The organism is Chryseobacterium candidae (assembly GCF_004916905.1).
Lineage (GTDB): Bacteria > Bacteroidota > Bacteroidia > Flavobacteriales > Weeksellaceae > Chryseobacterium > Chryseobacterium candidae.
In genome coordinates this window covers 14,132-38,917 of sequence record NZ_SDLV01000010.1, presented here as the reverse complement: position 1 = coordinate 38,917, position 24,786 = coordinate 14,132, and the positions used below count along the sequence as shown (strand labels likewise).

Here is a 24,786-nt window from a genome sequence, read left to right as displayed (position 1 = left end):
GTATTAAAAATTAAAGTTTTGAGGTTCGCATAATATTTTTATCTTTAGAGAGAACGAAAAGTAAGATTTTATGTCAAAAAAAGTAAAGGATTTCGGAATCGAAAAAACACTCAGAAATCTTGGGATTAAAGAAGAAAACAAAGGGACTTCAGTGGGCGGAAAATATTTCGCTTCAGGAAAGGTGATAGAGAGCATTTCTCCTGTGGACGGAAAGTTGATCGCTAAAGTAAAAACTTCCGGAGAAAGTGATTATGACAAAGTAATTGAAACTGCTCAAAAAGCATTTCAGGAATTCAGGCTGATCCCGGCTCCTAAAAGAGGAGAGATGGTAAGACAGCTGGGCTTAAAATTAAGAGAATATAAAGACGATCTGGGTAAACTTGTTTCTTATGAAATGGGTAAATCTTTACAGGAAGGTCTTGGAGAAGTTCAGGAGATGATTGATATCTGTGACTTTGCAGTAGGACTTTCAAGACAGCTTCAGGGGTACACCATGCACTCTGAAAGGCCTGGACACAGAATGTATGAGCAGTACCATCCGCTGGGAGTTGTCGGGATTATCACCGCATTCAACTTTCCGGTAGCAGTATGGTCCTGGAATACAGCTTTAGCATGGATCTGTGGTAACGTTACCATCTGGAAGCCATCTGAAAAAACACCGCTTTGCGCTATTGCATGCCAGAATATCATGATGGAAGTTCTGAAGGAAAATAACCTTCCTGAAGGCGTTTCAAGTGTATTGGTATCAGACCATGAAATCGGGCAGAAACTGGTAGACGATAAAAGAGTTGCTCTTGTTTCTTTCACAGGATCTACCAGAGTAGGAAGAATGGTTTCTTCTAAAGTAGCAGAAAGATTCGGGAAGTCTATCCTTGAATTAGGTGGAAACAATGCCATCATCATTACAAAAGAAGCTGATATCGACATGTCGATCATCGGAGCTGTTTTCGGAGCTGTAGGAACTGCTGGCCAGAGATGTACTTCAACAAGAAGACTGATTATCCACGAAAGTGTATACGACGAAGTGAAAACAAGATTGGCAAAGGCTTACGGACAGTTGAAAATCGGAAATCCATTGGATGAGAAAAACCATGTTGGACCGCTTATTGATACTGATGCTGTAAATCAATACGAAGAAGCTATCAAGAAATGTAAAAAAGAAGGTGGAAAATTCGTTGTTGAAGGCGGAGTTCTAACCGGAAAAGACTACGAATCCGGATGCTATGTGAAGCCCTGCGTTGCAGAAGTGAAAAACTCTTATGAAATTGTTCAGCACGAAACTTTCGCACCAATCCTATATTTAATCAAATACAAAACATTAGAGGAAGCTATCGCTATCCAGAATGATGTTCCTCAGGGATTATCCTCTGCGATCATGACCCAGAATTTAAGAGAAGCAGAGCTGTTTCTTTCTCATGCCGGTTCAGACTGTGGTATTGCCAACGTCAATATCGGAACTTCCGGTGCTGAAATTGGGGGAGCTTTTGGTGGTGAAAAAGAAACCGGAGGAGGAAGAGAGTCAGGATCTGACGCCTGGAAATACTATATGAGAAGACAAACCAATACTATAAATTATACAGCGCAACTTCCTTTAGCACAAGGTATTAAATTTGATTTATAAAAGTTTTGCTTAAAGTACTTAAAAACAAAAAAATTAATAACCTGAATGATTAAATACTCAATTCATTGGATTATTTCATCACTCACTTATTAAATCACACTACAAATTTATTATGGAACACACATTAGATATAAAAGCAAATAAAGTAAAAGAAACAGTAGGAAGACATGTGTTGGCAGACGGTTTCGATTTTGTGATGGATATTGAAAGATCACACGGCTCATGGCTTTATGATAAACTGACAGACAGAGAATACCTGGATATGTTCTCTATGTTTGCGTCAGCATCTATCGGGTACAATCACCCTTATCTTGTAGAAAGATCAGAATGGTTAGGAAGAATGGCTGTGAACAAACCTACTTTAGCTGACGTTTACTCAGAAGAATACGCTCACTTCCTTGAAGTTTTTGAAAGAGTAGTTATTCCCGAAGAATTACAATATGCTTTCTTTATTGAAGGAGGAACAATGGGGGTTGAAAACGCAATGAAGGCATGCTTCGACTGGAAAACCCGCAAAAACTTTGCAAAAGGCTTAAACACAGAAGCAGGAATCTGTATTCATTTCAAACAGGCTTTCCATGGAAGAAGTGGTTATACTTTAAGCTTAACCAATACGTCTGATCCAAGAAAGTACCAGTATTTCCCGATGTTCAACTGGCCGAGAATTTTAAACCCCAAATTAAAGTTCCCGATTACTGAAGAGAACCTTGAAGAAACCATTAAAAACGAAAACCTTGCTTTAGTTCAGATTGAAGAAGCTATTTTGATGAATCCTGATAAAGTGGCTTGTATCATCATTGAGCCTATTCAGGCTGAAGGAGGTGACAATCATTTCAGAGACGAATTCTTATTAGGATTAAGAAGAATCTGTGATCAGAATGAAATCTTACTTATTTTTGATGAAGTTCAGACAGGGATTGCCATTACAGGAAAAATGTGGGCATTCCAGCATTTTACAGCAAAACCTGATATTATTTCTTTCGGTAAAAAAGCTCAGGTTTGCGGCGTACTGGCCAATAGAGAAAAGTTTGACCAGGTTCCGAACAATGTTTTCAGAGAAAGTTCAAGAATCAACTCTACCTTTGGAGGAAACTTTATTGATATGCTTCGTTTCCAATTGGTAATGGAAGTGATCGAAAAAGAAAATCTTGTTGAGAACGCAAGAGTAGTGGGAGATTTCTTACTGGAAAGCTTAAAAGCCCTTGCTGCAAAATATCCTGAAAAAATATCCAACGCAAGAGGAAGAGGCTTAATGTGTGCTATTGATCTTCCCACTGCAGAGCAGAGAAATCACCTGATGAGTGAGCTTTTCAACGACGGCTTAATCATTCTTCCTTGTGGAGATCAGTCTCTTCGTTTCAGACCTCATTTAAATGTTACTAAAGAAGAGATCCAGCTTGCTTTAGACAAAATTGAAAACAATATTAATAAAATTTAAAATCCGGTATTTGTAATTTTAAAAAAAACATCGTATATTTAGATACTCAAACATTTAGGATATGGAAAGAAGTACGAGAGTATCAGTTTATGTAAGTGATAACCCTTCAGAAATTCAGTTGGTTAAGTCTAAATTGGATGACGCACAAATTGCAAATACCGTTGAAAATAACTATCTTACGTTTACCACTACGCCAACGGCAACTTCGCTGAAGCTTATGGTAGATCTGGAAGAAGAAAAAAGAGCATTTGAAATTATTGATGCTTATCTTCAACAAAGTGAAAATCAATAAACAATTTCATAATTTTAAATTTTACTACTTCAAACCGAAAATTAATTTAAATTAATTTTCGGTTTTTTAATTGCAAATCATCAAAGAATAAGTATTTCAAGGATTAAACGAAAAGCAGTAAACCTGATTTTAAATTCTTAAATCATTCAATCTTTTAATCAAATTTTATAACATGAATCCAGAGATTAAACTAAGACAAGCGGAAATTGAAGACAGAAACATTATTTGGGAAATCATTCAGCAATCCATCGAAAGAAGAAGACAGGATGGAAGCACCCAGTGGCAGAACGGATACCCTGATCTCGGGACAGTGGAAAGTGATATTGCGAAAGGATTCGGGCATGTATTGACTGTAGATGGAGAGATTGCAGTATATGCAGCCCTGATCTTGAATGATGAACCGGCTTACAGCACCATTGAAGGAGCATGGTTAAGTGACGGTGAATTTGTTGTGGTTCACAGAGTAGCTGTAAATGAAAAATTTGCAGGGCAGGGTATGGTAAAAAAACTTTTTGATCAGATTGAGGAGTTTACTAAATCCCATGGAATTCAGAGTGTTAAAGTAGATACCAACCATGATAATATGGCTATGTTGAAAATCCTTGAAGGCAAAGGTTATTCTTATTGCGGTGAGGTTCTTTTGAAAGACGGATTGAGGAAAGCTTTTGAGAAGATTATAATTTAGCCCAAAAGTTAAATCAACTTTCATTGAATTTTTAAAACGCTCTGTATTTATAAACTCTATCAGGTTTGTTCGTTTGGTTCTGAACTAATTTCTACTTTTGTTCAAATTTTTATATTATGCACCAAAGTATAGAAGTTGATGAAAAAATTTTTCAGGATGCCGTAAAATTCTATGGCACTGTGTTTAGCTTACCTCCTTTAGCCTCAAAAATTTATTCCTACCTTCTTTTTGACTATGAGAAAGTAGGAATTACTTTTGACGAGTTTGTTGAAGTGCTCTCCGCGAGCAAAAGTTCTGTTTCCACCAGTATTTCATTACTGCTTAATGCTCAGCTTATCGTAGACCATAACAAAATGGATGAGCGGAAACGGTATTTTTTCATCAATGATGAATACAAAAAAATACGATTCGAGAAAATTGTCCAGAAAATGCAGGACGAATTAAGACTATTAGATGATTTAAACAATTTTAAAAAAAGTAAAGACGATGGATACAATGAAAGAATAGAAGTTTACAAAGCACTCTTAAATAAAAATATAGAAAATATTCAGGAATCTCTTAATAAACTATAAAATGAATAATAAGCTAGTTATACTTTCCATTGCAGCGTTTTCACTGACGGCCTGCAAAAAAGAAGCTCCGAAACAGGATGGTGCCAAGCCGTATCCTGTCATTTCCGTGGAGTCAAAAAATATAGTGGGTTATCAGACGTTTCCGGCTACCATCCAGGGTAGGGTAAACAATGATGTACGTGCAAAGATACAGGGATATATTACCCAGGTATTGGTAGATGAAGGACAATATGTAACAAAAGGACAGCCATTGTTCCGTCTGGAAACCAATATTCTGACCGAAAATGCAGCCGCTTCCAAAGCAGGAATCAGTGCTGCAGCATCTAGTGTTGCCGCAGCTCAGGCTTCTGTAAATGCAGCTCAGGTAGAAGTCAATAAACTAAAACCTCTGGTTCAGAAAAATATCATCAGTAACGTGCAGTTACAGACCGCTCAGGCTCAGCTGGCTCAGGCTCAGGCTCAGCTGCAACAGGCGAATGCAGCCAAAAAACAGGCTGAAGCTAATTACAAAGGCGTAGAAGCCAATATCGAATATTCTATTATCCGTGCACCTATTTCAGGGGTAATCGGAAGACTGCCATTGAAAGTAGGAAGTTTGGTAGGGCCGTCTGATCAGACGCCTCTGACAACGATTTCTGATACTTCTGAGATCTACGCTTACTTCGCGATGAATGAAAAAGAATATTTTGATTTTCTTGAAAAATCTCCGGGAGCTTCTATGCCTGAGAAAATCAAAAACTTACCCATGGTTGAGCTTCAGCTGGCCAATGGAAGTCTTTATCCTGAAAAGGGGAGAATTGAAGCCATTACAGGGCAGATTGATCCTACAACCGGGACTATTCAGTTCAGAGTTGCTTTCTCGAACGCTCAGAAATTATTAAGTAATGGTAACAGCGGAACCATCAGATTCCCTCAGCATTACGATAATGTTCTTGTGGTACCTGAAAGTGCTACTTACGAACAACAGGGTATCGTTTACGTATACAAAGTAGAAAAAGGAGATACTGCCAGAAACGTCGTTGTGAATGTTATTGACAGAATCGACAATATGGCTCTTATCAAATCAGGAGTTAATAAAGGAGAAAAAATTATTGCAGCTGGTATCGGAGGGTTGAAACCGGGAACAGCAGTGAAGCCGAAGCCAATCAAAATGGATAGTCTTGTTCAATCTATAAAACCGAAATTCTAATGATAAAGAACTTTATTAACAGACCGGTTTTATCCACCGTAATCTCAATCTTGATTGTGATTCTCGGTGTGCTGGGACTGATCTCGTTACCGGTTACACAGTATCCGGATATTGCACCGCCTACGGTAAGCGTTTCTGCCAATTATACGGGAGCCAATGCCGAGACGGTAATGAAAAGTGTAGTAGTACCTTTGGAAGAACAGATCAATGGGGTGGAAGGTATGGATTATATCACTTCCAGTGCCGGGAATGACGGTTCTGCTCAGATCCAGGTTTTTTTCAAACAGGGAATAGATCCGGATATCGCAGCGGTAAACGTACAGAACCGTGTGGCCAGAGCAACACCTCTTTTACCATCTGAAGTAACACGTTCAGGGGTTGTAACCCAGAAGCAGCAGACCAGTGCCCTGATGTATATGTCTTTTTATTCTGAAAATAAGGATCTTGATGATGTGTACCTTCAGAACTTTTTGAATATCAATATTATTCCCAATCTGAAAAGGGTAAATGGTGTTGGAGATGCCAACGTTTTTGGTGGTAAAAACTACTCAATGAGAATCTGGCTTGATCCTGCAAAAATGGCTGCCTACAGTGTAACGCCTACTGATGTTACCAATGCCATCAACGAGCAGAGTAGAGAAGCAGCTGCGGGTTCTATCGGACAGAACAGCGGAAGTTCTTTTGAATACATCATCAAATATGTAGGTAAATTCAACGATAAAGAACAATACGACAATATCATCATTAAATCTCTTGGAAACGGACAAAACCTGATGCTGAAAGACGTTGCTAAAGTAGAACTGGCAGGACAGTCTTATACAGGAATAGGGGAGAACGGAAACAATCCTTCCATCAGTATGGGGATCTTCCAGACCCCGGGATCCAATGCACAGGAGATTATTAAAAATATCAAAGCCTATCTTAAATCAGCCGAGGGAACTTTTCCAAAGGGCGTAAAGTATACTTTTAACTTTGATACCAACGAATTCCTGGAAGCTTCCATTGAAAAGGTAGTACATACCCTGATTGAGGCCTTTATTCTGGTATTTATTGTAGTATATATTTTCCTTCAGGATTTCAGATCTACGCTGATCCCGGCCATTGCGGTTCCGGTATCTATTGTAGGAGCGTTCTTCTTCCTGAACCTTTTTGGGTATTCATTAAACCTCTTAACCTTATTTGCATTGGTACTGGCAATTGGTATTGTAGTGGATGACGCCATCGTCGTCGTCGAGGCCGTTCATGCTAAGATGGAACATGGTATTTCAGATGCTAAAAAGGCAACAGTAGAAGCAATGGATGAGATTACAGGGGCTATTATCTCTATTACGTTGGTAATGGCAGCCGTATTTATCCCGGTAACTTTCATTACAGGGCCTACAGGGGTATTCTACCAGCAGTTTGGTATTACACTGATTATAGCCATCATCATTTCTGCAATTAATGCATTAACGCTGAGTCCCGTTTTATGTTCATTATTCCTGAAACCTCATGAAGCACATCATGCAGAGTATAAGAACTTAAACTTACTACAGAAGTTTTTCTATAAGTTTAATATTGCTTTTAAAACAACTACTGAACGTTACGGAAGAGGATTTGTATTCCTGTTAAGACATAAATGGGTAACCCTGATTATTTTTGCTGTTACCGGAGGGATCTTATTCTGGGCAAGCAGCAGTATGAAGAAGGGATTTGTACCTACAGAAGACAGGGGAATTATCTTTACAGATGTTCAGCTTCCTCCGGGAGCTTCTATGGAAAGAACTTACAACACTTTGAAAACGCTTCAGGCAAAAGCACTGAAAGTTCCGGGCGTACAGAACGTAACCATTTCAACAGGTAGAGGATTCTTATCCGGAAACGGAAGTAACAACGGTCTTGCCTTTGTGAAACTGAAACCATTCGAAGAAAGAAAAAAAGACGGACAGACTTCTGAAGACATCACCAAAAAATTATTCGGAATTGTAGGATCTGTTCCTGATGCCAAAGTGGTATTCTTCCAGCCGCCAAGTGTACCGGGATTTGGTAGCAGTGCTGGTTTTGAAATGGTGTTGCTTGATAAATCAGGTGGAGAATATGCTGATCTGGATGCTAAAACCAATGAATTCATCGGTAAACTGATGCAGAGACCGGAAATTCAGTTTGCACAGACTTCATTCAATACGAAATATCCTCAGTATCAGATGGAAATTAATGTTCCTCTTAGCAAACAGCTTGGAGTTTCTGTAAACGACATCCTGTCTACCATGCAGGGGTATATTGGTGGTATTTATACAGCCGACTTTACCAAGTATGGAAAGCAATTCAGGGTTATGGTTCAGGCGCTTCCTGAGAACAGAAAGAATATTGAAAACCTGAATCAGCTTTATGTGAGAACAGGATCAGGTATCATGACTCCGATCTCACAGTTTGTAACCTTGAAAAAAGCCTACGGACCACAATCTGTAAGCCGTTATAACCTGTTTACTTCCGTGAAGGTTACAGGAGCAAACTCTGACGGATACAGTTCCGGGGATGCTATTGCTGCGGTACAGCAGGTAGCGGATGAAACCCTGAATCAAAACTATGCCGTAGAATTTACAGGGTTAACGAGAGAAGAATTAAATTCAGGATCTCAGACCCTTCTGATTTTCGGGTTGAGTTTGGTCTTCGTTTACTTTATCCTTTCCGCACAGTATGAAAGTTATATCCTTCCGCTGATCGTTATTATTTCTCTTCCTCTTGGGGTAATGGGAGCTTACTTCGGCCAGAAGATTATGGGACTGGAAAATAATATTTATTTCCAGATTGCTCTGATCATGCTCGTGGGACTATTGGCGAAAAATGCAATTCTTATTGTTGAATTCGCTGTTCAGAGAAGGCATCATGGTGAAACCATTGTGATGTCAGCCATCAATGCAGCGAAAGCCAGGGTAAGACCTATTCTAATGACCTCATTCGCCTTTATTTTCGGTTTATTGCCGTTGGTGCTGGCAAGTGGAATCGGAGCAGTAGGGAACAGGTCTATCGCTACGGGTGCGGCCATCGGACTGTTGATAGGAACTGTTTTGGGATTATTCGTAATTCCGGTTCTGTATGTGATTTTTGAAACACTGCAGGAAAAAATTAAACCTATCAAAAAAGAAGATATCAATTTAGCAGAATAAAATTAAGATTTAAGAAGTTAGAAATTAGAAATTAAAGATAAGTCTAAAAACTAACTTCTAAACTCTAACTTCTAACTTCTAATTAAAAATAATGAAGAGTTTATTAAACATCATAAAAGGAATCACCTTTTCAGTTTTCATACTCGGAGCCATCTCATCCTGTATGGCAAGAAAAGAATATGAAAGACCGAAGAACGTTGTGGACGAAAAGCTTTTTCGTACAGACATGCTTCCTTCGGACAGTACCAATATTGCGGATATTTCCTGGAAAGAGATATTCACTGATCCGATATTGCAGGGGCATATTTCTAAGGCACTGGAAAACAATCTTGATATCAGAATTGCTTTGGAAAGTATTAATTCTGCGGAAGCTTATCTTAAACAGAGTAAAGCAGCCTATCAGCCAACCCTTGCTATCGGACCCAACTATACATTTCAGACGCAGTCTATCAATACCCAGTTTGGACAGATCATTGGAGAAAGGCGATATGTAAATCAGTTTGACATTACAGCGAGCATCGGATGGGAAGCTGATATCTGGGGTAAATTAAAAGCTCAGGAGAAAGCACAGCTTGCGACTTATTTGGGAACTGTTGCAGCTCATAAAGCTGTTAAAAGCAGTTTGGTATCTTCCATTGCCTCTGCATATTATCAATTACTGACATTTGATGCACAGAAGAGAATTATTACGGAAACCATTGCGGTAAGAGAGAAAAACCTTGAAGCTACCAAGGCTTTAAAAACTGCCGGAACAGTTACTGAAGTAGCAGTACAGCAAAGTGAAGCACTTGTTTTCAATGCCAAATCATTACTGATTGATATTGATACACAGATCCAGCTGCTTGAAAATACCATGAGTCTTTTGATGGGAGAACCTTCCCATTCTATCGAAAGATCTACATTAGAAGGGCAGAAGCTTCCAATCGATTTGAAACTGGGCTACCCCACTCAACTTCTGGCCAATCGCCCGGATGTCATGAGAGCAGAATTTAATTTAATGAATGCTTTTGAGTTAACCAACGCAGCCAAAGCTCAGTTTTATCCAACTTTAAAATTAACAGGAAGCGGCGGACTGCAGTCTGTGGATATTGACCATTTATTCAGTGTAAATTCATTGTTTGCAAATGTAGTCGCGGGACTGGCTCAGCCGATTTTGAATAAGAGACAGATACAGACCAACTATGACGTAAGTCTTGCCAATAAGGAAACGGCTTATCTTAATTTCAGAAAAACAGTTCTGACTGCCGGAAAAGAAGTCTCAGATGCCATCAGGGTTTTCTCGGTTCAGGATTCATTTATTGATTTGAAACAAAAAGAGCTGGATGCCTACAAAAAATCGGTAGACTATTCTCAGGAATTGGTAAACTATGGGATGGCCAACTATCTTGAAGTGTTGAACGCCAGTGTGAATTCATTGAATGCAGAGCTTAACATCTCCAATGCAAGATACAGTAAAATGAAAGCAGCCGTAGAGCTTTATCAGGCTTTAGGCGGAGGCTGGAAATAACCGTATTCTTCAATATAATATCATAAAAAACGTATGTCAGCAATGGCATACGTTTTTTGTGTGCTTAAAGAATTTATAAAACACCAGAGGGCAGCCAATGTTTCGTTAGGATAATACAATACAACTACTAATTTACTTATGTATTCTTTTGTAACATTCGCTCCTCAGATTTTTTTTGGATTTATCCTGTATTATTTAAGAATAAGAATAGAGTTTGGAACAAGTCTGGCAACTCATTCTTTAAACAATTTTATTCCATTGATTCTTTCTAAAATAATATGAATAATTCTTTACAACTTATATTGTTGCTTGTCTGGAAAATGGACGAGAATCATAAAAATATTACGCCTTTACTTTATAAGGGTTTAGCATGGAATTTTTTCATTCACTGTAGTAGAACTACTACAATTTTTAAAATAATAGCTAATTCATTTTGAAGTGAATATTTAAGATGATAAATTGGCAGAACCAAATCAATAAAAAAACTTATGAAAAAGAACATTCATGCGCCTGAAAAATGGCTGCTTTTAATTAGCTTTTGAGTATTGATCTTTATTCATACTCTTTCTGATATAATTCTCAAGACAGTCTGACAGTAATTTTGTATTGAGACCATCACATATTACTGATTGTCTTTCCGAGCAGAATGGTCCCGCCTTTTAGGTGAAAATCTCCGTTTATCAATAGAACCGATAAAAATTATGATATCATGTTTCAGGAACAGAATAATTTTCCCAAACCGGAAATAGGTTCAGAAAAGAAAGATTTTGTAAAAAAAATCAAAGAAAATAAAAAAATCAAAGAAGTAAAGAAAGCGGCTTCAAAAGCTACTAATGCAGCCCAGGTGGTAAATACAGGGAAACAGTTTCTGAACCAGCCCTTATTACCCAATGAACCAGCCATCATAAAAGAGAAACTTTGGGCTAAACAGCCTACTTCCGGAATATTCAATGCCGACAGTATTCCGGAGAGCGCTATAGCAGGGATTAATCGGGTAGTAAAGCTTGATATTCATGTGGAAGGTAAACCTGTACAATATTTCAAACATTTTAAACTGACACAAAGTACAACCAAGCATCATGAATTTGAACTCATTCTTGCCCATGATGCTTTAGGAGATACAGAAAATCATAATCTTGAAAAAGCACAGAATTTTCTCGGAAAAAGAATTACCGTTGTTTTCAAATATAAAGATGTGGAAGGTGGTGCTGAACGGAATTTTATAGGTGTTATCACTGAAGTCGGGTTCAGCCAGGAAAAAGGAAGTCTGGGAAATCTTGTTTTGTCCGGTTTCAGTCCAACAATCTTGCTGGATGCTGCCCCTCATATTCAAAGTTTTGGAGGCGCGCAACCGGTAAGTTTGAACAGTATTGCCAATGAAGTGATTAAACAGGGATTGGGACAGGGGAAATTTGATTTCAGGGTGGATGCGCGTCATGGCAATGTATCTTACAGCTGTCAGTATGAAGAAACCCATTATAATTATCTGGCCAGAATGGCCGAAGCGTATGGAGAACAATTTTTCTATGATGGGGAAGTTTTACATTTCGGACAGCTGCCTCCACAGGAAAAACCAGTATTATTGACTTATGGCAGTAATCTTACCGATGTTAAAATTAGAATGAAAGCCCAGCATGTAAATCCATCATTTTACGGATATAACAGCAGCAAAAATGAAAAATTTAAGGGCGGAAGTTCAAAAATAACCCATACCTCAGATATTGCGAAGAGAGCTTATGAAATTTCGGAGAAAACTTTTCAGACCCCGTCTCTGAGAGTAGCTCCCATTAAAGCATCCTCTTTTATGGATATTGATGCTTCACAGAAAGGGGCAGCCGGAAGCAAGGCTTCAGAAGTTTTTGTAACCTCCGGCAATACAACCGTACCCTTTCTTTATCCTGGATGTATTGCAGATATAGAGATGCGTAAAACGGATACCAATGATACCGGTTATTTTACCAGGCTCATGCTTATAGAAGTAACCCATGAAGTGGATGCCCGCGGATATTACGACGGCTCTTTCCGGGCAATAGCTTCTGATACCGGATTTATACCAAGACCGGAATTTACAGTTCCCACAGCAGAACCCCAGTTTGGAAAGGTGGTTTCCAATACGGACCCTGAAAACCAGGGCCGTGTACAGGTTCAGCTCGACTGGCAGAGCGGGCAGGATACTACAGAATTTATCCGCGTGATGTCTCCGGATGCCGGAAGCAGTGAAAAAGTAGGCAAAAACCGTGGCTTTATGTCTGTTCCCGAAGTAGGAGACCAGATAATTGTCAATTTTGTACACCTTCACCCGGACCGCCCTTTTGTGATGGGAGGAATGTATCATGGCGGAATCGGAGCCGGTGGCGGCGCTGGAAATAATATCATGAGTTTCAGCGGCCGGAGCGGTGCAGAACTCAAGTATGACAACGGCGCCGGATCTGTTAATCTTAAAGATCAAGGGGGGGCCAATATGAATTTTGACGGAACAGGGAATGCAACCACCAACGCCAATAGCAATCATACCGTGAATGCAGGCAGTACCAACGTCATCAATGTGGGCGGCAAAAAAGATGCTCCACCGCAATCACTGTTAAAAATGGATGCCGGCGGAAATATTACGCTTGACGGAAAGACAAGCATAACCCTGCAGGTAGGTGATAATTCTATTACCATATCCGAAGCAGGTATTATGGCATCAGCAGGAAAAGGAATGATTGATATTACCGCACTTACGGGAGCTTTAGGACTTTCAAGCAAAGGAGGCCCAATGGATATCAGTACAGACTCACCACTCACCATTACCGGAGGCCCAAGTGCTGTGATGTCTTCAGGAGATACCAATATTATGTAATTCAAAACAGGAATCATGGATGAGTTAGAATACATAACCCTCAATGCCCTGATGATGTGCGACCAGGGTGCCGCTCCGGATTTCTTTAAGCCTACGTTCAATACGAAGGTGAAAATTCATGGCTGTCTGGTAGCAACCAATCAGGATGCCACTCCTCTGATTAATATTCCTTCCTTTAAGGTATGCAAAATCAGTGGTGGTCCGTGTACCCCCACCACCGTTCCTATGACCTGGCAGGATACCTGGCAGGTAAAAATTAACGGAATCAGATCTTTGATAGGAAAAAGTACCTGTCAATGCCCTGTGGGTGGGAAGATAGAATTTATGACCAGCGGCCAGGTCCCTCTTCCGGACGATGCTGCACAGGAAGTAAAAGATATGCAGGATCAGGCACAGCGCGAGCTTGATGACAGCGGGCATGGAGACAGTGTGGGCGAAGCTGGTTTTGTGGAAGGGATGATCCCGGTCTGGGGAAGCGGCCGTGACCTTATCAACGATATACAAACCGGAGATGTAGGCGGCAGCCTTATGAATGCAGGATTTTTAATCTGGGATGTAGCTTCTATTGCTGTAGGAGTAGTCTCTTTTGGAACCGGAACGGTAGCGATGCAGGGTGCAAAAGCCGGAGTGAAAGGCGCTATTAAAGCCGGGGCAAAAGCCATCTCTAAAGAAGCCTTACAGCAGATGGGAAAAGCTGCACTGAAAAAGCTGAGCAAAGAAGCTTTAGAAAAAAGTATGCAAAATTTAGCTGGAAAAATAGGTTGTTTTTTTGTAAAAGCTTGTTTTACAGGAGATACTTTAATTCATACTCCTAATGGTTTAAGACAAATAAAAGACATTAAAATAAATGATGAGGTTTTTAGCTATGATCTACAAAAAAAAATAATAACAATTAAACGAGTCATCCATTTACATGAAGAAAATGTTACAGAAACACTTGAACTTGAAACCGAAAAGGAGATAATTAAAACAACACGTACTCATCCTTTCTTTATAAATGGGCAATTTAAAGACGCAGAACAGATAGAAGCAGGCGAAACATTATTTACATACAATCAAACAATAGCCAAAGTAATTTCACTAAATTATATTCCTGATATTGCTAAAGTTTATAACTTTGAAGTAGAGGATGATCATTGCTATTTTGTTGGCACAGAAGGCTTATTAGTTCTAAATGCTTGTTATCATACGACTTTCTTTAAGGCAAATCCATTATTAAAAGGAAAAGTAGTTGTACACCATGCCGTAGAGCAACAAGTGTTAAAAAAATGGCCAGGACTATTTGATAAGGAATTTATGCATTCCTTAGACAATTTACGAGGTATTCCCAAAAGCGTAAATAATACACTACATTTAAGTACTATTAGAAAAGAATGGAATAAATTTTATAAAAAATTTGATGATGCAGGTATAATACCAACAAAAGAACAAGTATTAAATTATGCAAATGCAATAGACAAAAAATTCGGACACCTTTTTGATCCGCCAATTTAAAATAAGAAATATCAATTATATGAAAACATATCAAACAATCCAGCCAGAAGTTATTGTTGGGCTAGGCGAAAAAACTGAATTTCTGGAGAAAGAAGCTCCATTTTTAACAGTCATAAAATTACATATCCAACTTGAAGACTGGTTAGGTGATGACCTAATGGAATGCCATCCTTGTTATATTGTTACTGAAAAGCTCAAAACCGGATTACAGACAACAAAATTCACAGGATTTGAGTTTTCAGAAATGATCGTAACTAAAGATGAGTACTTCAACGATAACTACCAATTGAATAAATCATTACCTGAATTTTACTGGATGAAGATTATTGGAAAGCAGGATTTTGACGATATCATTATTGGACCAGAAAAGTCGCTATTAGTTGGTGAAGAACTTCTTGATTATCTGAAAAAAAATTTTACACTCAATTATATGGATGTCAATCCGGAAAGAAATGAGTTTGATGATTTATTAGATCAGATGATAGCGGAAAGTAAAAAAAATAAATAAAATATCGAAGACATCAGAATTGGAGATCAGGTGTGGGCTTATGATGAAGAGAATAATATTAATGATTTAATAATAGAAAAAAAATCATCAAAAAAAGAAAAAGAGGCGGCAAAAGATGTTGAAAGTTGGGCAAAATATGCCTTTGAACATAATAAAGAATATCATATTATGATCTTTAACGATGAAAAACCATTCAGTGACACAATTTTAATGAAATGAGTATTTCAAATTTTTTATTCGGGGAAAATATTCCTCTTCTTCGGCTTGAAAAATTTTCACAGGAGTATATTCTGAATGTTGAGAATACATTTCTGATGGGTAAAGAAAACCCTGCAATTTCTTTAAAAACCTCATCAGATATTATTATTGAACAGGAAAAAAGAGATCATGATATAAATACGACCATAAAACTACAGGAAATCACAGGGGATACTGAAGATCATGTGATAAAACCTTTTCTGCTGCAAAGTATTGCCCTTGCAGATATTTCCCGTACTATTCAGCTGAAAAGGGATACCAGTGGCAAAATCCTTTCCGTTGAAAATAAAGCTGATCTTTGGAAAAATTGGGAAGAATGGAAAGAGAGTAAGCTGGCCAATACTTTCCCGGAGGAAAAGGATAAGAATAAGTTGATTACAAATTATGAAAAGGGATTGAAAAACTTTGATGTCGAATTGAAGAAGAATCTGCAATACATTCTTTTACTGCCGGAAGTTTATAACCTTATATTTCCTCCTAATGAATATTACAGTTTTCTATTCAGTCCGTCAGCTATTCACTCAAGGCTGATTGATGGGGTAGAATATAACTATCAGCTGAAACTGGTAAAGCTTGAAGAAGAAAACAACAACCTTTTTGTAGAGTTTCATTCCGTACTGAACAATCAGGACGAACTTATGAAAGACCATATCAAAAAGCTTTATGAAAAGGAGAAATATTTTTCTATTGATCAGTTTGAATTCAGCATCAAAATCAAATACAATTTTGAAAAATCAACAGCTAAGATCCTGAGCGCTGAACTCCATTTTGTAGAAAAAATGCATGAGCATCTGGCTTATCGGATAGACATGGAGTTGAGCAGTAAACCCGCTGAAGTTTAACAATAAAAAAGAGTTGTAATCATTACAATTACAACTCTTTGTTTTATTCAGATAAGGCTGCTTAGAACCTCAAAGTGGCTGCAACAGACCAGGTTCTTCCAAAACCAAGGAATCCTGTATTGCCGTCTGCAACGCCCTGATATACTCTGCCAGCTTCCTGGTAAGTTTTTCCAGCATCCGGACCATTGGCAATTTTATCACCTGCAAAAATATTGGAGCTCAATTCAGAAATATAATATTTGTTGAATAAGTTGTATACATTCGCTCTTAATGTTAAAGATTTTTTAGCATCAAGTGTGAATTTGTAAGAAGCTCCTACATCAAATAAATGGTAGCTTGGCAATTTTACAATTCCTTTTTCTCTTGCGGCTTCAGTAAGGAAGTTGATCGGGTTGAACTGAGCATAAAGCTTGTCATAATATTCCCAGTTGGCATCAATGCTGAAAGCTTTGGTGATATTGTAATCCGCTCCGATGCTTGCTGTTGTCTGGGCTGCATCTCCAACCTTCAGGTCTTTGATATTGATTGTTCCTGTAGCTCCTGTGATTTCCTGGTTGTTCTGAACATCAAGGATGTTGAAGTTGGCATTTCCTTTATACTTCCAGTTACCCAATGATACCATTCCTCTCAGTCTAAGGTTAGCCAAAGGTCTTGCCTTTGCTTCCAGCTCGATTCCCTGGTGGAGCTGGCCTACATTCAGTGCATTGTAGAAATAAGCATTTCCAAGACTTAGCTGGGAGAATTTAGCAACATCTGCTGCCGTAGCATTGAACGTTCTGGAAATAAACCGGTCGTCCCACTGTGTTCTGTAAGCGTTGATATTCACATCGATATAACGCGATTTGAAACCATATCCTAATTCCACAGAGAAGATTCTTTCATTCTTTGCATCGTTATAAATATTCTGGTTTGAAGGGAATAAAGCATTGAATAACGGCTGTCTTGAAATTACCCCTGTATTGAAAAATGTAAGTCTCCCTATTCGTTGGACATAATTAAACCCTCACTTTTTGTAAAATTATAAAATATTTCATTTCAGTGTTGTCGTTGTTGGAAAGGTTTGTTGAAAAGGAGAAAACTCGGTTATGGTATCCTGCGCTGGTGAGTTTTTCTTTTTCCACAAATACTGCATTGGAGAAATGTTTTGTAAACTTTCGTGAGGTCTGCCGCTGTTGTAATGTTCCATCCATTCTGCAGTAATTTCTCGAACTTCAATGAGGTTATTGAAAATTCTTGCATCCAAAACTTCGGTACGGTAGCTACGATTGAATCTCTCAATAAAAGCATTTTGTGTTGGTTTTCCAGGTTGAATATATCGAATTTCAATTCGGTGTTTGTGACACCAATTGGTAAATACAGAACTTGTAAATTCAGGACCATTATCTGTTCTGATGGCTTTGGGTTTTCCCCTTTCTTTCACGATCCATTCCAATAAATCAGTCATGTGCATTGCTCCGATGGAAAGTCCTATCTCTATCCAAATTGCTTCCCGGTTGTAATCATCAATGATATTAAATGTTCGGAATCTTCTCGAATTGAATAAGGAATCACTCATAAAATCCATACTCCAAACTTCGTTGTAGTTGCTCGGAACTTCCAGATTTTGCCTCTCTCTTGAAGCTAATCTTCTTCTGCGTTTTCTTAAAATGTTCAATCCAAGCTTCTTGTAAACACGATACACCTTCTTATGATTCCAGGGGAAACCTTGATTTCTCAGACTATGAAACATTTTCTTAAATCCATAGCTTGGATGTTTCTCCGAAAGTTCATTCAGACAAACAATTAGTTCTGTATCTTCCTTTCTTTGGGAATGATAATAGTAACTGCTTCTTTCCAAATTCAGAGATTTACACGCCTGCCGGATGTTTATCGCATATTCTGACACAAGGTAATTCACAACTTCTCGCTTGGTAGCAGGCTTTACCACTTTTTTGAAAGTACATCTTTCAATGCTTCATGTTCCAGACTCAAATTGGTAAACATCTTCTTTAAACGATTGTTCTCAGATTCCAATTCCTTGATTTTCTGTAGTTCTTTTGTTGAAGATATCCCGCTGAATTTCTTTTTCCAATCGTGCAAAGTCTGATAATGGAATCCATATTTCCGAGACAATTCTTTTGCAGTTTGTCCAGACTCATACTCTTTTAAAATTGCCAAAATTTGGCTGTCTGTAAATTTGCTTGTTCTCATATCCTAAAATTAATTGTTTTTTTATCGTTAATTTTAGGGGTATAATTTGTCCAGTTTTTGGGGAGACTTACAAATCTTTAAGGCTAAATTAGTATCAGTTCCTCCAAATCTTAAAAGAGAGAGAATATTTCCGTTAGGATCATATGTTACGCTTTCATTATATGCTTTTGTATCGATAACATCTGAAGTAGGTTTTTGATACTGCGCTGCAGTCATCCGGATAATTATCTCAATGGGAATCTATCCAACAGGGAAGAACAAAACTAGAGAATGGTTATGGAATATTTCAAACGGATGGAAGTAGAATAAAAGGAATGAATTCGACAATAGGCAGAACTGAACAAGGACATAGAAAAATGAAATTTAATCAGAGTGGGCATGAAGGGGCGTACTATGTCGTATGATCTGACTTCCCTTTAAGGAAAAACAGAAATACAATCCTATTATAATGTTTTTGATAAACTTTTGGCAATCGTGTGAATTTGCAAAGTAAACGAGAAACACTATACAATATTTATGCATCTTTTCCTTCCTTTATTTACGGCTTTAATAAAAAAAATAAAAATTCAAGCATTTAAATTACACCATTTTGAATTCCATGCCATATAAAGATCATTTATAGGTGAAAATTCTATGTCCAAAAACATCATATTTATCAAAAAACACCAAAATTATTATTTTATAGTGAAAAAAGAAACTATAGAATATAAAAAAAACAAGTTTATAAAGCAGTCAAAAATCAGAAAAAGAATAAAGTAATTAATTATTAATAAAACATCAGAAAATTAAAATTAGGTGATTTAAAATAATTCTAAATTAATAGAAATAATCATTACAAAAATATTTTGATTTTGGTTTTTTTGTATGTTTGATAACGATCATAAAAAACTAATTTCCAGATGATAAGAAGAATTTATATTATCCAGTTTCTATTTTTTTGCTGTGTCTTATTCTCACAACAATTCCAATTACAGGGAAAAATTGTTGATGAAAATGATGCTCCTCTGGAATATAGTGAGGTTTTAATTCTGAAAACAGATTCTATCCCTATTAAAAGTGAACTGAGTAATGAAACGGGTGTATTTTCCATTCTATTAGATTCTGGCGAGTATATTATCAAAATAAAATATTTCAATGACATCGGCTATACTAAAACAATCAGCTTACATAACAATATTGACTTAGGAAAAATAAAGATCGAAAAAGCTAAAAATATCAAAGAAATCGTATTAGAAGGGAGAAAGAAGTTAATTGAAAGAAAGATAGATCGGCTTATTTTCAATGTTGAGAATTCAATATCAGCAACCGGCGGAGATGCTTTGGATGCATTGAAAGTAACTCCGGGATTAAAGGTTCAAAACGAAAAGATCTCTATGGTAGGCAAAAATGGTATATCTGTGATGATTGATGACCGGCTTATTCAGCTTTCGGGGGATGATTTAATTAATTTTCTGAAAACTATAAGGTCTGATGAGATCAAAAGTATTGAAGTCATCACCAATCCTCCTGCTAAATATGATGCTGAGGGAAATAGTGGGATTGTTAATATTAAGAGAAAAAAAATTGCTCCCAACAGCTGGAAATCATTAATAAGTTCAAGATATATACAAGGAAATTATACTTCTGGTGGAATGGGCGCCAGTTTTGATTATCAAAAGAATAAAAGCTATTTTAATTTTTCAGTAAACTATGATAGAAATAAAAGGAAAATAGATGAAAACTTCGTCAACAATTACCGTGCTACCTTATGGGAAGAAGCAAAGGTAAAAAAGAGTTTGTTTTACCCCTTTACTACTAAATTAGGCTTCGATTACAAATTAACGCCCAAAGTGATGACGGGAGTAAGTTTGTACTACAGCTACTCCGACACCAACCCGACCGAAAAAGACAGGGTTGTAATTTCTGATAAGACAACTAATAAGATTGATTCTTTAGCTAATTCCAACAAAGAGCTGAAGAACAAATACAAGTTTCTGTCATTCAATTACCACCTCAATTATGAGATTGATTCTTTAGGCAGGAAACTATCTTTTGATTTTGATTATTTTTCTTATCAGAATAAGTCTAATCAATTAATTTATGGACAGAATTTTTTCCCAGATTCATCTCCTATTCCGGGTTCCGATTTTATTTTCAACAGCATGGGAGGAATTAATGTTGATAATTATAATTTCACCTTTGATATGGACCACCCCATCAAATCTTTTACATTGAACTATGGAGCTAAACTTTCTCTATCAAAATCAGACAGTGATAATTATTTTTATAACCTGGGAAGCGGAACTCCTATATTAGATATAAATAACACCAATTCATTTATTTATAAAGAATATATCAGTAGTGTTTATGCAAGTATAACTCATAAAATAAATTCAAAGATTGAAGGAAAACTGGGACTTCGGCTGGAGAGTGTGAATACAAATGGGCATTCACTGACATTGGACCAGATTCATACCAACAATTATTTAAAGTTATACCCTACCGCCTATCTTTCTTACACTCCTAATGATAATCATTCATTCAATGTAAATTACGGCAGAAGAATAACAAGACCGCGATACTTTTGGTTTAACCCATTCAGAAGCTTTAATAATCAATATTTTTATTCTGAAGGAAATTCTTTTTTACAGCCTTCTTTCTCTGATAATATTGAATTGAATTATAATTTCAAAAATAAAGTAGCTGCCCAGTTTTATTATTCGCATTTAAAGAATGGATTTGATTATGTTACTCTTGTTCAGCCAGACGACATTACTTCTCGCTATGAAAAACCATACAATTATGTCACTTCAGATAAATATGGAGTCAATATTTCTTATACATTTGACAAATTTAAATGGTGGGAATCTGTGAATACTTTAGATTATAATTATTCTCATTCCACATCTTCAATCCCGGAAACAAATGCCAGTTTAAATGGTAATTCGCTTCAGCTTTACACCACTAACACATTTAAGATTTCATCAACTATTTTTTTAGAAGCTTCTTATTTCTATTCTTTTCCTACCGTAGATGGTTTGTTTAAAGTTTCAAGCACCAATGGATTGGATCTTGCTTTTAAAATGTTTTTTATGAAAAAAATTCTTCAGCTCTCTGTAACGGGCGAAGATATTTTTGGAAGCAACAGACCAACCTATACGGGGTATACCAATAATATTGAACTTAAAAACAAATTATATTTCGATAACCAAAGGTTCCGAATTTCACTCATTTATAAATTCGGAAACAATAAACTTAATACAAAGCAAATCAATTCTAATAACAGTGAACAAAAAGAACGTGTTCAATAAAAAATAAAGCTTGCAAGCCGAAGAGCGAAAAAGAAAAAAGTATTAATCTCTTAAAAATATGATACTCATACTAATCTCATAAATTAAATTATTATGAAATCAAAAATTCAAATGAAAGGATTACAGTTCAATAAAGAAGCTGTAACAAAGTTAAACGACGATCAGATCAGCCAGCTGAAAGGAGGTATCCTTGGTGCCAGCTCGAAAGGAGATAACTGCTCTTGCTGCCATGATTCTTGCAATAGCAAGATTTCAGGTACTATCGAGTAAAAAAACTTCAATATTAATCATTAACCCAATTATTATGAAATCAAAAATTCAAATGAAAGGATTACAGTTCAATAAAGAAGCTGTAACAAAGTTAAATGATGATCAGATCAGCCAGCTGAAAGGAGGTATCCTTGGTGCCAGTTCAAGAGGAGATAACTGCTCTTGCTGTCATGATTCCTGTAACCCTAAGCAGACTACGACCATTCAAGCTACATAAAAATGTAGTCTTTACAAGTATCCTGAGCGAGGTAACTAAATGATTTTATTTGCCTCGCTTTTTTAACTGCAAATAATTTTATAACGATCTAAACCATGAGAATTAATGAACATGAGCTCTCAAAAATAGCCGAGGCACTGGAAAAAAATATTTCCATTTTAAAGGAAGTTGGATTAAATAAAGGAATTCTGGGAGCGTCTCTATTTTACTATTATTATCATTTATATACAGAGAAGGAAGAGTTTCTGGAAATGGCTGCAGATTATCTTAATCTTAGTTTATCCCGTATCAATGAGACTTATGATGGAGATTCTTTAATATTAGATATGTGTGAAATCGTGCATGTCTTGTATTATTATAAAAAAAAGGCAATAATTGATGATGATATTAATGACTACTTAGAAAGTTATGATCATTGGGCTCTCAGGTTTTTACATACTAAAATTGAAGAAAAAAATATAGATAGTGTTAATGGGTGTGTTAGAATGGGGTATTATCTTTTTCAAAGAATGGAAGACAAAAACTTTGAAGAAGAAATCAAAACTATTATAAACACTATTGACAGTCTGGCAATAAAAGACGGCTTATTCATCACATGGAATTATAATTTTTTATGGGGACGACCATCCAATGAACTCGGTATTATGCATGGAATAGCAGGTACATGCCAGTTCTTACTGTATTGCTATAAGAGAGATTTTGAAAAGGAAAAATGTCTTGAGCTTCTCACTGGAGCCCTTCATTATCTCATCAGCAACAAAACAACGAATGATAAGAGTACCAATATATTCCCATTTGATTCGATTCAGCAGAATTATATTAATTATTCAAATATATGCTATGGCGATCTTGGAATTGCATTTGTGCTGTTTCATGCTTCTCAAATATTAAATAATGGTGATTACCTTGATTTGTCTAATGAAATCATAAGCCATTTCATTACGAAAAAGGCCATTATTGAAAGTGAATTAATGGATGCAAGCCTGTTGTACGGCTATTCAGGCCTCTGCTCATTAATGAGAACATTTTACCAATACACCGGAAAAACTGAGTTTTTGGAAAATGCTGATTTTTGGTATAAAAAGATCTTAGATTCAAACCAAAATGAAACCCCATGGGCTGGTTATTCTACCCATTTTAACAGTGATCTTGAAGAGCTTCATCTCTCTTTTTCACAGGGAATCGTTGGAATTGGAATAAGTTTAATGACGGCTGATTTACAAATGGAAAATGAACATCTTTTCTTTTTAAAATACTTTTTAATATAGATATGAAGAATAATAGTATTGAAAAAACGACTAAAAAGTTTAACGATTACTTACATCATTATAATTATAATGAATTAGAGGATGACGGCCTGTTTGAAGGTAAATTAGGAATTGTTTATTATCTCACCTATATCAATAAAATATATGAGGATGAAAAAAATACCACAACCTTATACGATATCCTTAATCTGGTTTTAGAAAATATTTCAAGTCAGAAAAAATTTATTTCAGTTTCTCCGTGCATTCTCAGCGGGCTATCAGGTTTTGGGGTAACAGCTCATGAATTGAAAAAGCACGAACTGCTGGGAGATGAACTAGATAATGAAATAAGTGATATCAATGACTATCTTCTGGATAAAGCGATCATTCATGTCCAAAATAACATATTCGACTATTTAGGCGGAAGTATGGGGATTCTTTATTATTTCATTCAAATTAATGATTTGAAAAAATGCGATATTATTATCAGTGAAATTTATAATAATATAAATAGTCAGACACTTGCTTTTTACAACAATACAGATGACCTGTATAATAAAGGTCTCAACTTCGGGCTGGCACATGGAATATCTGCTATCCTGCATATCATAGATCTCTATCTGAAGATAAACTCTGAAAATGAACAGGCTTGGATCATACGGGGTAAATGTGTAGAGATTTTATCTGAGCACTGTAAAGAGTATATGATAGAAGATTCAAAATTATATTTTCCATACAATAAGTTTTTAGAAAATCATGAAATGATAACCCATAAAAACAACAGATTAGGATGGTGCAACAGTGATTTATCTGTGGTGAATACCTTATACAGATCTAGTCCTGTTACTCATTTTGAGAAGATAGATGCAGAGAAAATAGCTTTCGAAACTACCAAACGAAGAACTTTTAATACGACGGGTATACAGGATTTTCATTTTTGTCACGGAACTTCAGGAGTGGCAATGATGTATAAAAACATATATGAATATACAGGAAACAATAATTTCAGAGAAGCTTATCAATATTGGCATGATCAGACCGTAGACTTTCTGAAGAATGACACATTGGTTCTTCAGGAAAATAAAATGAGCCTCATATTTGGTTATCCGGCTGCGATTCTTACCATAAATTCAGCAGACAAGAGAATCAGCGATTGGAGTAAAATATTTTTAATTTAA

Annotated in this window: 22 protein-coding genes; 18 read left to right on the top strand and 4 right to left on the bottom strand. The window is 36.6% G+C overall.

All coding sequences use genetic code 11. The features are described 5' to 3' along the window. Positions 1 to 70 precede the first annotated feature (70 nt). The 13 genes from amaB to EK417_RS04975 all read left to right on the top strand — a co-directional run bounded on the left by amaB (position 71) and on the right by EK417_RS04975 (position 16,394). On the top strand, positions 71 to 1,621 hold the full coding sequence (amaB, locus tag EK417_RS05035; RefSeq protein WP_136521510.1) for an L-piperidine-6-carboxylate dehydrogenase: 1,551 nt from the start codon (positions 71 to 73) through the stop codon (positions 1,619 to 1,621). A 112-nt stretch (positions 1,622 to 1,733) separates the two neighbouring features. Next, entirely contained in the window at positions 1,734 to 3,059 is a 1,326-nt protein-coding gene (gene lat, locus EK417_RS05030) for an L-lysine 6-transaminase (RefSeq protein WP_136521509.1), read from the top strand. A gap of 61 nt (positions 3,060 to 3,120) precedes the next feature. After that, on the top strand, positions 3,121 to 3,351 hold the full coding sequence (locus EK417_RS05025; protein WP_076597339.1) for a DUF2007 domain-containing protein: 231 nt from the start codon (positions 3,121 to 3,123) through the stop codon (positions 3,349 to 3,351). Between the two features lie 172 nt (positions 3,352 to 3,523). Continuing rightward, positions 3,524 to 4,036 carry a GNAT family N-acetyltransferase gene (locus tag EK417_RS05020; RefSeq protein ID WP_136521508.1) on the top strand — a complete coding sequence of 171 codons (513 nt, stop codon included), beginning with the start codon at positions 3,524 to 3,526 and terminating at the stop codon, positions 4,034 to 4,036. Positions 4,037 to 4,152: 116 nt separating this feature from the next. Beyond that, positions 4,153 to 4,608: a transcriptional regulator gene (locus EK417_RS05015; RefSeq protein WP_076597337.1), complete on the top strand. Its 456-nt coding sequence runs from the start codon at positions 4,153 to 4,155 to the stop codon at positions 4,606 to 4,608. A gap of 1 nt (position 4,609) precedes the next feature. Next, entirely contained in the window at positions 4,610 to 5,797 is a 1,188-nt protein-coding gene (locus tag EK417_RS05010) for an efflux RND transporter periplasmic adaptor subunit (protein ID WP_136521507.1), read from the top strand. Further along, positions 5,797 to 8,943, top strand: coding sequence for an efflux RND transporter permease subunit (locus tag EK417_RS05005; RefSeq protein WP_076597335.1), 3,147 nt, complete (start codon positions 5,797 to 5,799; stop codon positions 8,941 to 8,943). Before EK417_RS05010 ends, EK417_RS05005 begins: the two co-directional genes overlap by 1 nt. A 91-nt stretch (positions 8,944 to 9,034) precedes the next feature. Continuing rightward, a complete protein-coding gene (locus EK417_RS05000; protein WP_110366081.1) occupies positions 9,035 to 10,450 on the top strand; it encodes an efflux transporter outer membrane subunit in 1,416 nt (471 codons plus the stop codon). Between the two features lie 709 nt (positions 10,451 to 11,159). Then, positions 11,160 to 13,292 carry a type VI secretion system Vgr family protein gene (locus EK417_RS04995; RefSeq protein ID WP_110366082.1) on the top strand — a complete coding sequence of 711 codons (2,133 nt, stop codon included), beginning with the start codon at positions 11,160 to 11,162 and terminating at the stop codon, positions 13,290 to 13,292. Between the two features lie 15 nt (positions 13,293 to 13,307). Then, positions 13,308 to 14,786 (top strand): polymorphic toxin-type HINT domain-containing protein, encoded by a 1,479-nt coding sequence (locus EK417_RS04990; RefSeq protein WP_110366083.1) that lies wholly within the window; start codon positions 13,308 to 13,310, stop codon positions 14,784 to 14,786. A 19-nt stretch (positions 14,787 to 14,805) separates the two neighbouring features. Next, positions 14,806 to 15,294 carry a hypothetical protein gene (locus EK417_RS04985; protein WP_110366084.1) on the top strand — a complete coding sequence of 163 codons (489 nt, stop codon included), beginning with the start codon at positions 14,806 to 14,808 and terminating at the stop codon, positions 15,292 to 15,294. Between the two features lie 30 nt (positions 15,295 to 15,324). Next, entirely contained in the window at positions 15,325 to 15,513 is a 189-nt protein-coding gene (locus EK417_RS04980) for a hypothetical protein (protein WP_136521506.1), read from the top strand. Then, on the top strand, positions 15,510 to 16,394 hold the full coding sequence (locus tag EK417_RS04975; protein ID WP_136521505.1) for a hypothetical protein: 885 nt from the start codon (positions 15,510 to 15,512) through the stop codon (positions 16,392 to 16,394). The genes EK417_RS04980 and EK417_RS04975 overlap by 4 nt, the downstream gene beginning before the upstream one ends. 61 nt (positions 16,395 to 16,455) lie before the next feature. On the opposite strand, the gene EK417_RS04970 is transcribed toward EK417_RS04975, so the two are convergent. From EK417_RS04970 to EK417_RS04955, 4 genes are all read right to left on the bottom strand, one after another. Continuing rightward, positions 16,456 to 17,259: a TonB-dependent receptor gene (locus EK417_RS04970; RefSeq protein WP_369073656.1), complete on the bottom strand. Its 804-nt coding sequence runs from the start codon at positions 17,257 to 17,259 to the stop codon at positions 16,456 to 16,458. Positions 17,260 to 17,424: 165 nt separating this feature from the next. Continuing rightward, complete coding sequence (locus EK417_RS04965) at positions 17,425 to 18,279, bottom strand: IS3 family transposase (protein ID WP_262709812.1); 855 nt, start codon at positions 18,277 to 18,279, stop codon at positions 17,425 to 17,427. Between the two features lie 35 nt (positions 18,280 to 18,314). Then, complete coding sequence (locus EK417_RS04960; protein ID WP_136521503.1) at positions 18,315 to 18,584, bottom strand: transposase; 270 nt, start codon at positions 18,582 to 18,584, stop codon at positions 18,315 to 18,317. 33 nt (positions 18,585 to 18,617) lie between these two features. Then, positions 18,618 to 18,800 (bottom strand): hypothetical protein, encoded by a 183-nt coding sequence (locus EK417_RS04955; protein WP_136521502.1) that lies wholly within the window; start codon positions 18,798 to 18,800, stop codon positions 18,618 to 18,620. Positions 18,801 to 19,483: 683 nt separating this feature from the next. Between EK417_RS04955 and EK417_RS04950 the strand changes: the two genes are divergently transcribed. From EK417_RS04950 to EK417_RS04935, 5 genes are all read left to right on the top strand, one after another. After that, positions 19,484 to 21,874: an outer membrane beta-barrel family protein gene (locus EK417_RS04950; RefSeq protein ID WP_136521501.1), complete on the top strand. Its 2,391-nt coding sequence runs from the start codon at positions 19,484 to 19,486 to the stop codon at positions 21,872 to 21,874. Positions 21,875 to 21,967: 93 nt separating this feature from the next. Further along, a complete protein-coding gene (locus tag EK417_RS20975) occupies positions 21,968 to 22,144 on the top strand; it encodes a class I lanthipeptide (RefSeq protein ID WP_168801927.1) in 177 nt (58 codons plus the stop codon). A 34-nt stretch (positions 22,145 to 22,178) separates the two neighbouring features. Continuing rightward, positions 22,179 to 22,361, top strand: a complete 183-nt coding sequence (locus tag EK417_RS04945; protein ID WP_136521500.1) for a class I lanthipeptide — start codon at positions 22,179 to 22,181, stop codon at positions 22,359 to 22,361. A 95-nt stretch (positions 22,362 to 22,456) separates the two neighbouring features. Then, entirely contained in the window at positions 22,457 to 23,629 is a 1,173-nt protein-coding gene (locus EK417_RS04940; protein WP_136521499.1) for a lanthionine synthetase LanC family protein, read from the top strand. A 2-nt stretch (positions 23,630 to 23,631) separates the two neighbouring features. Beyond that, on the top strand, positions 23,632 to 24,786 hold the full coding sequence (locus EK417_RS04935) for a lanthionine synthetase LanC family protein (RefSeq protein ID WP_136521498.1): 1,155 nt from the start codon (positions 23,632 to 23,634) through the stop codon (positions 24,784 to 24,786).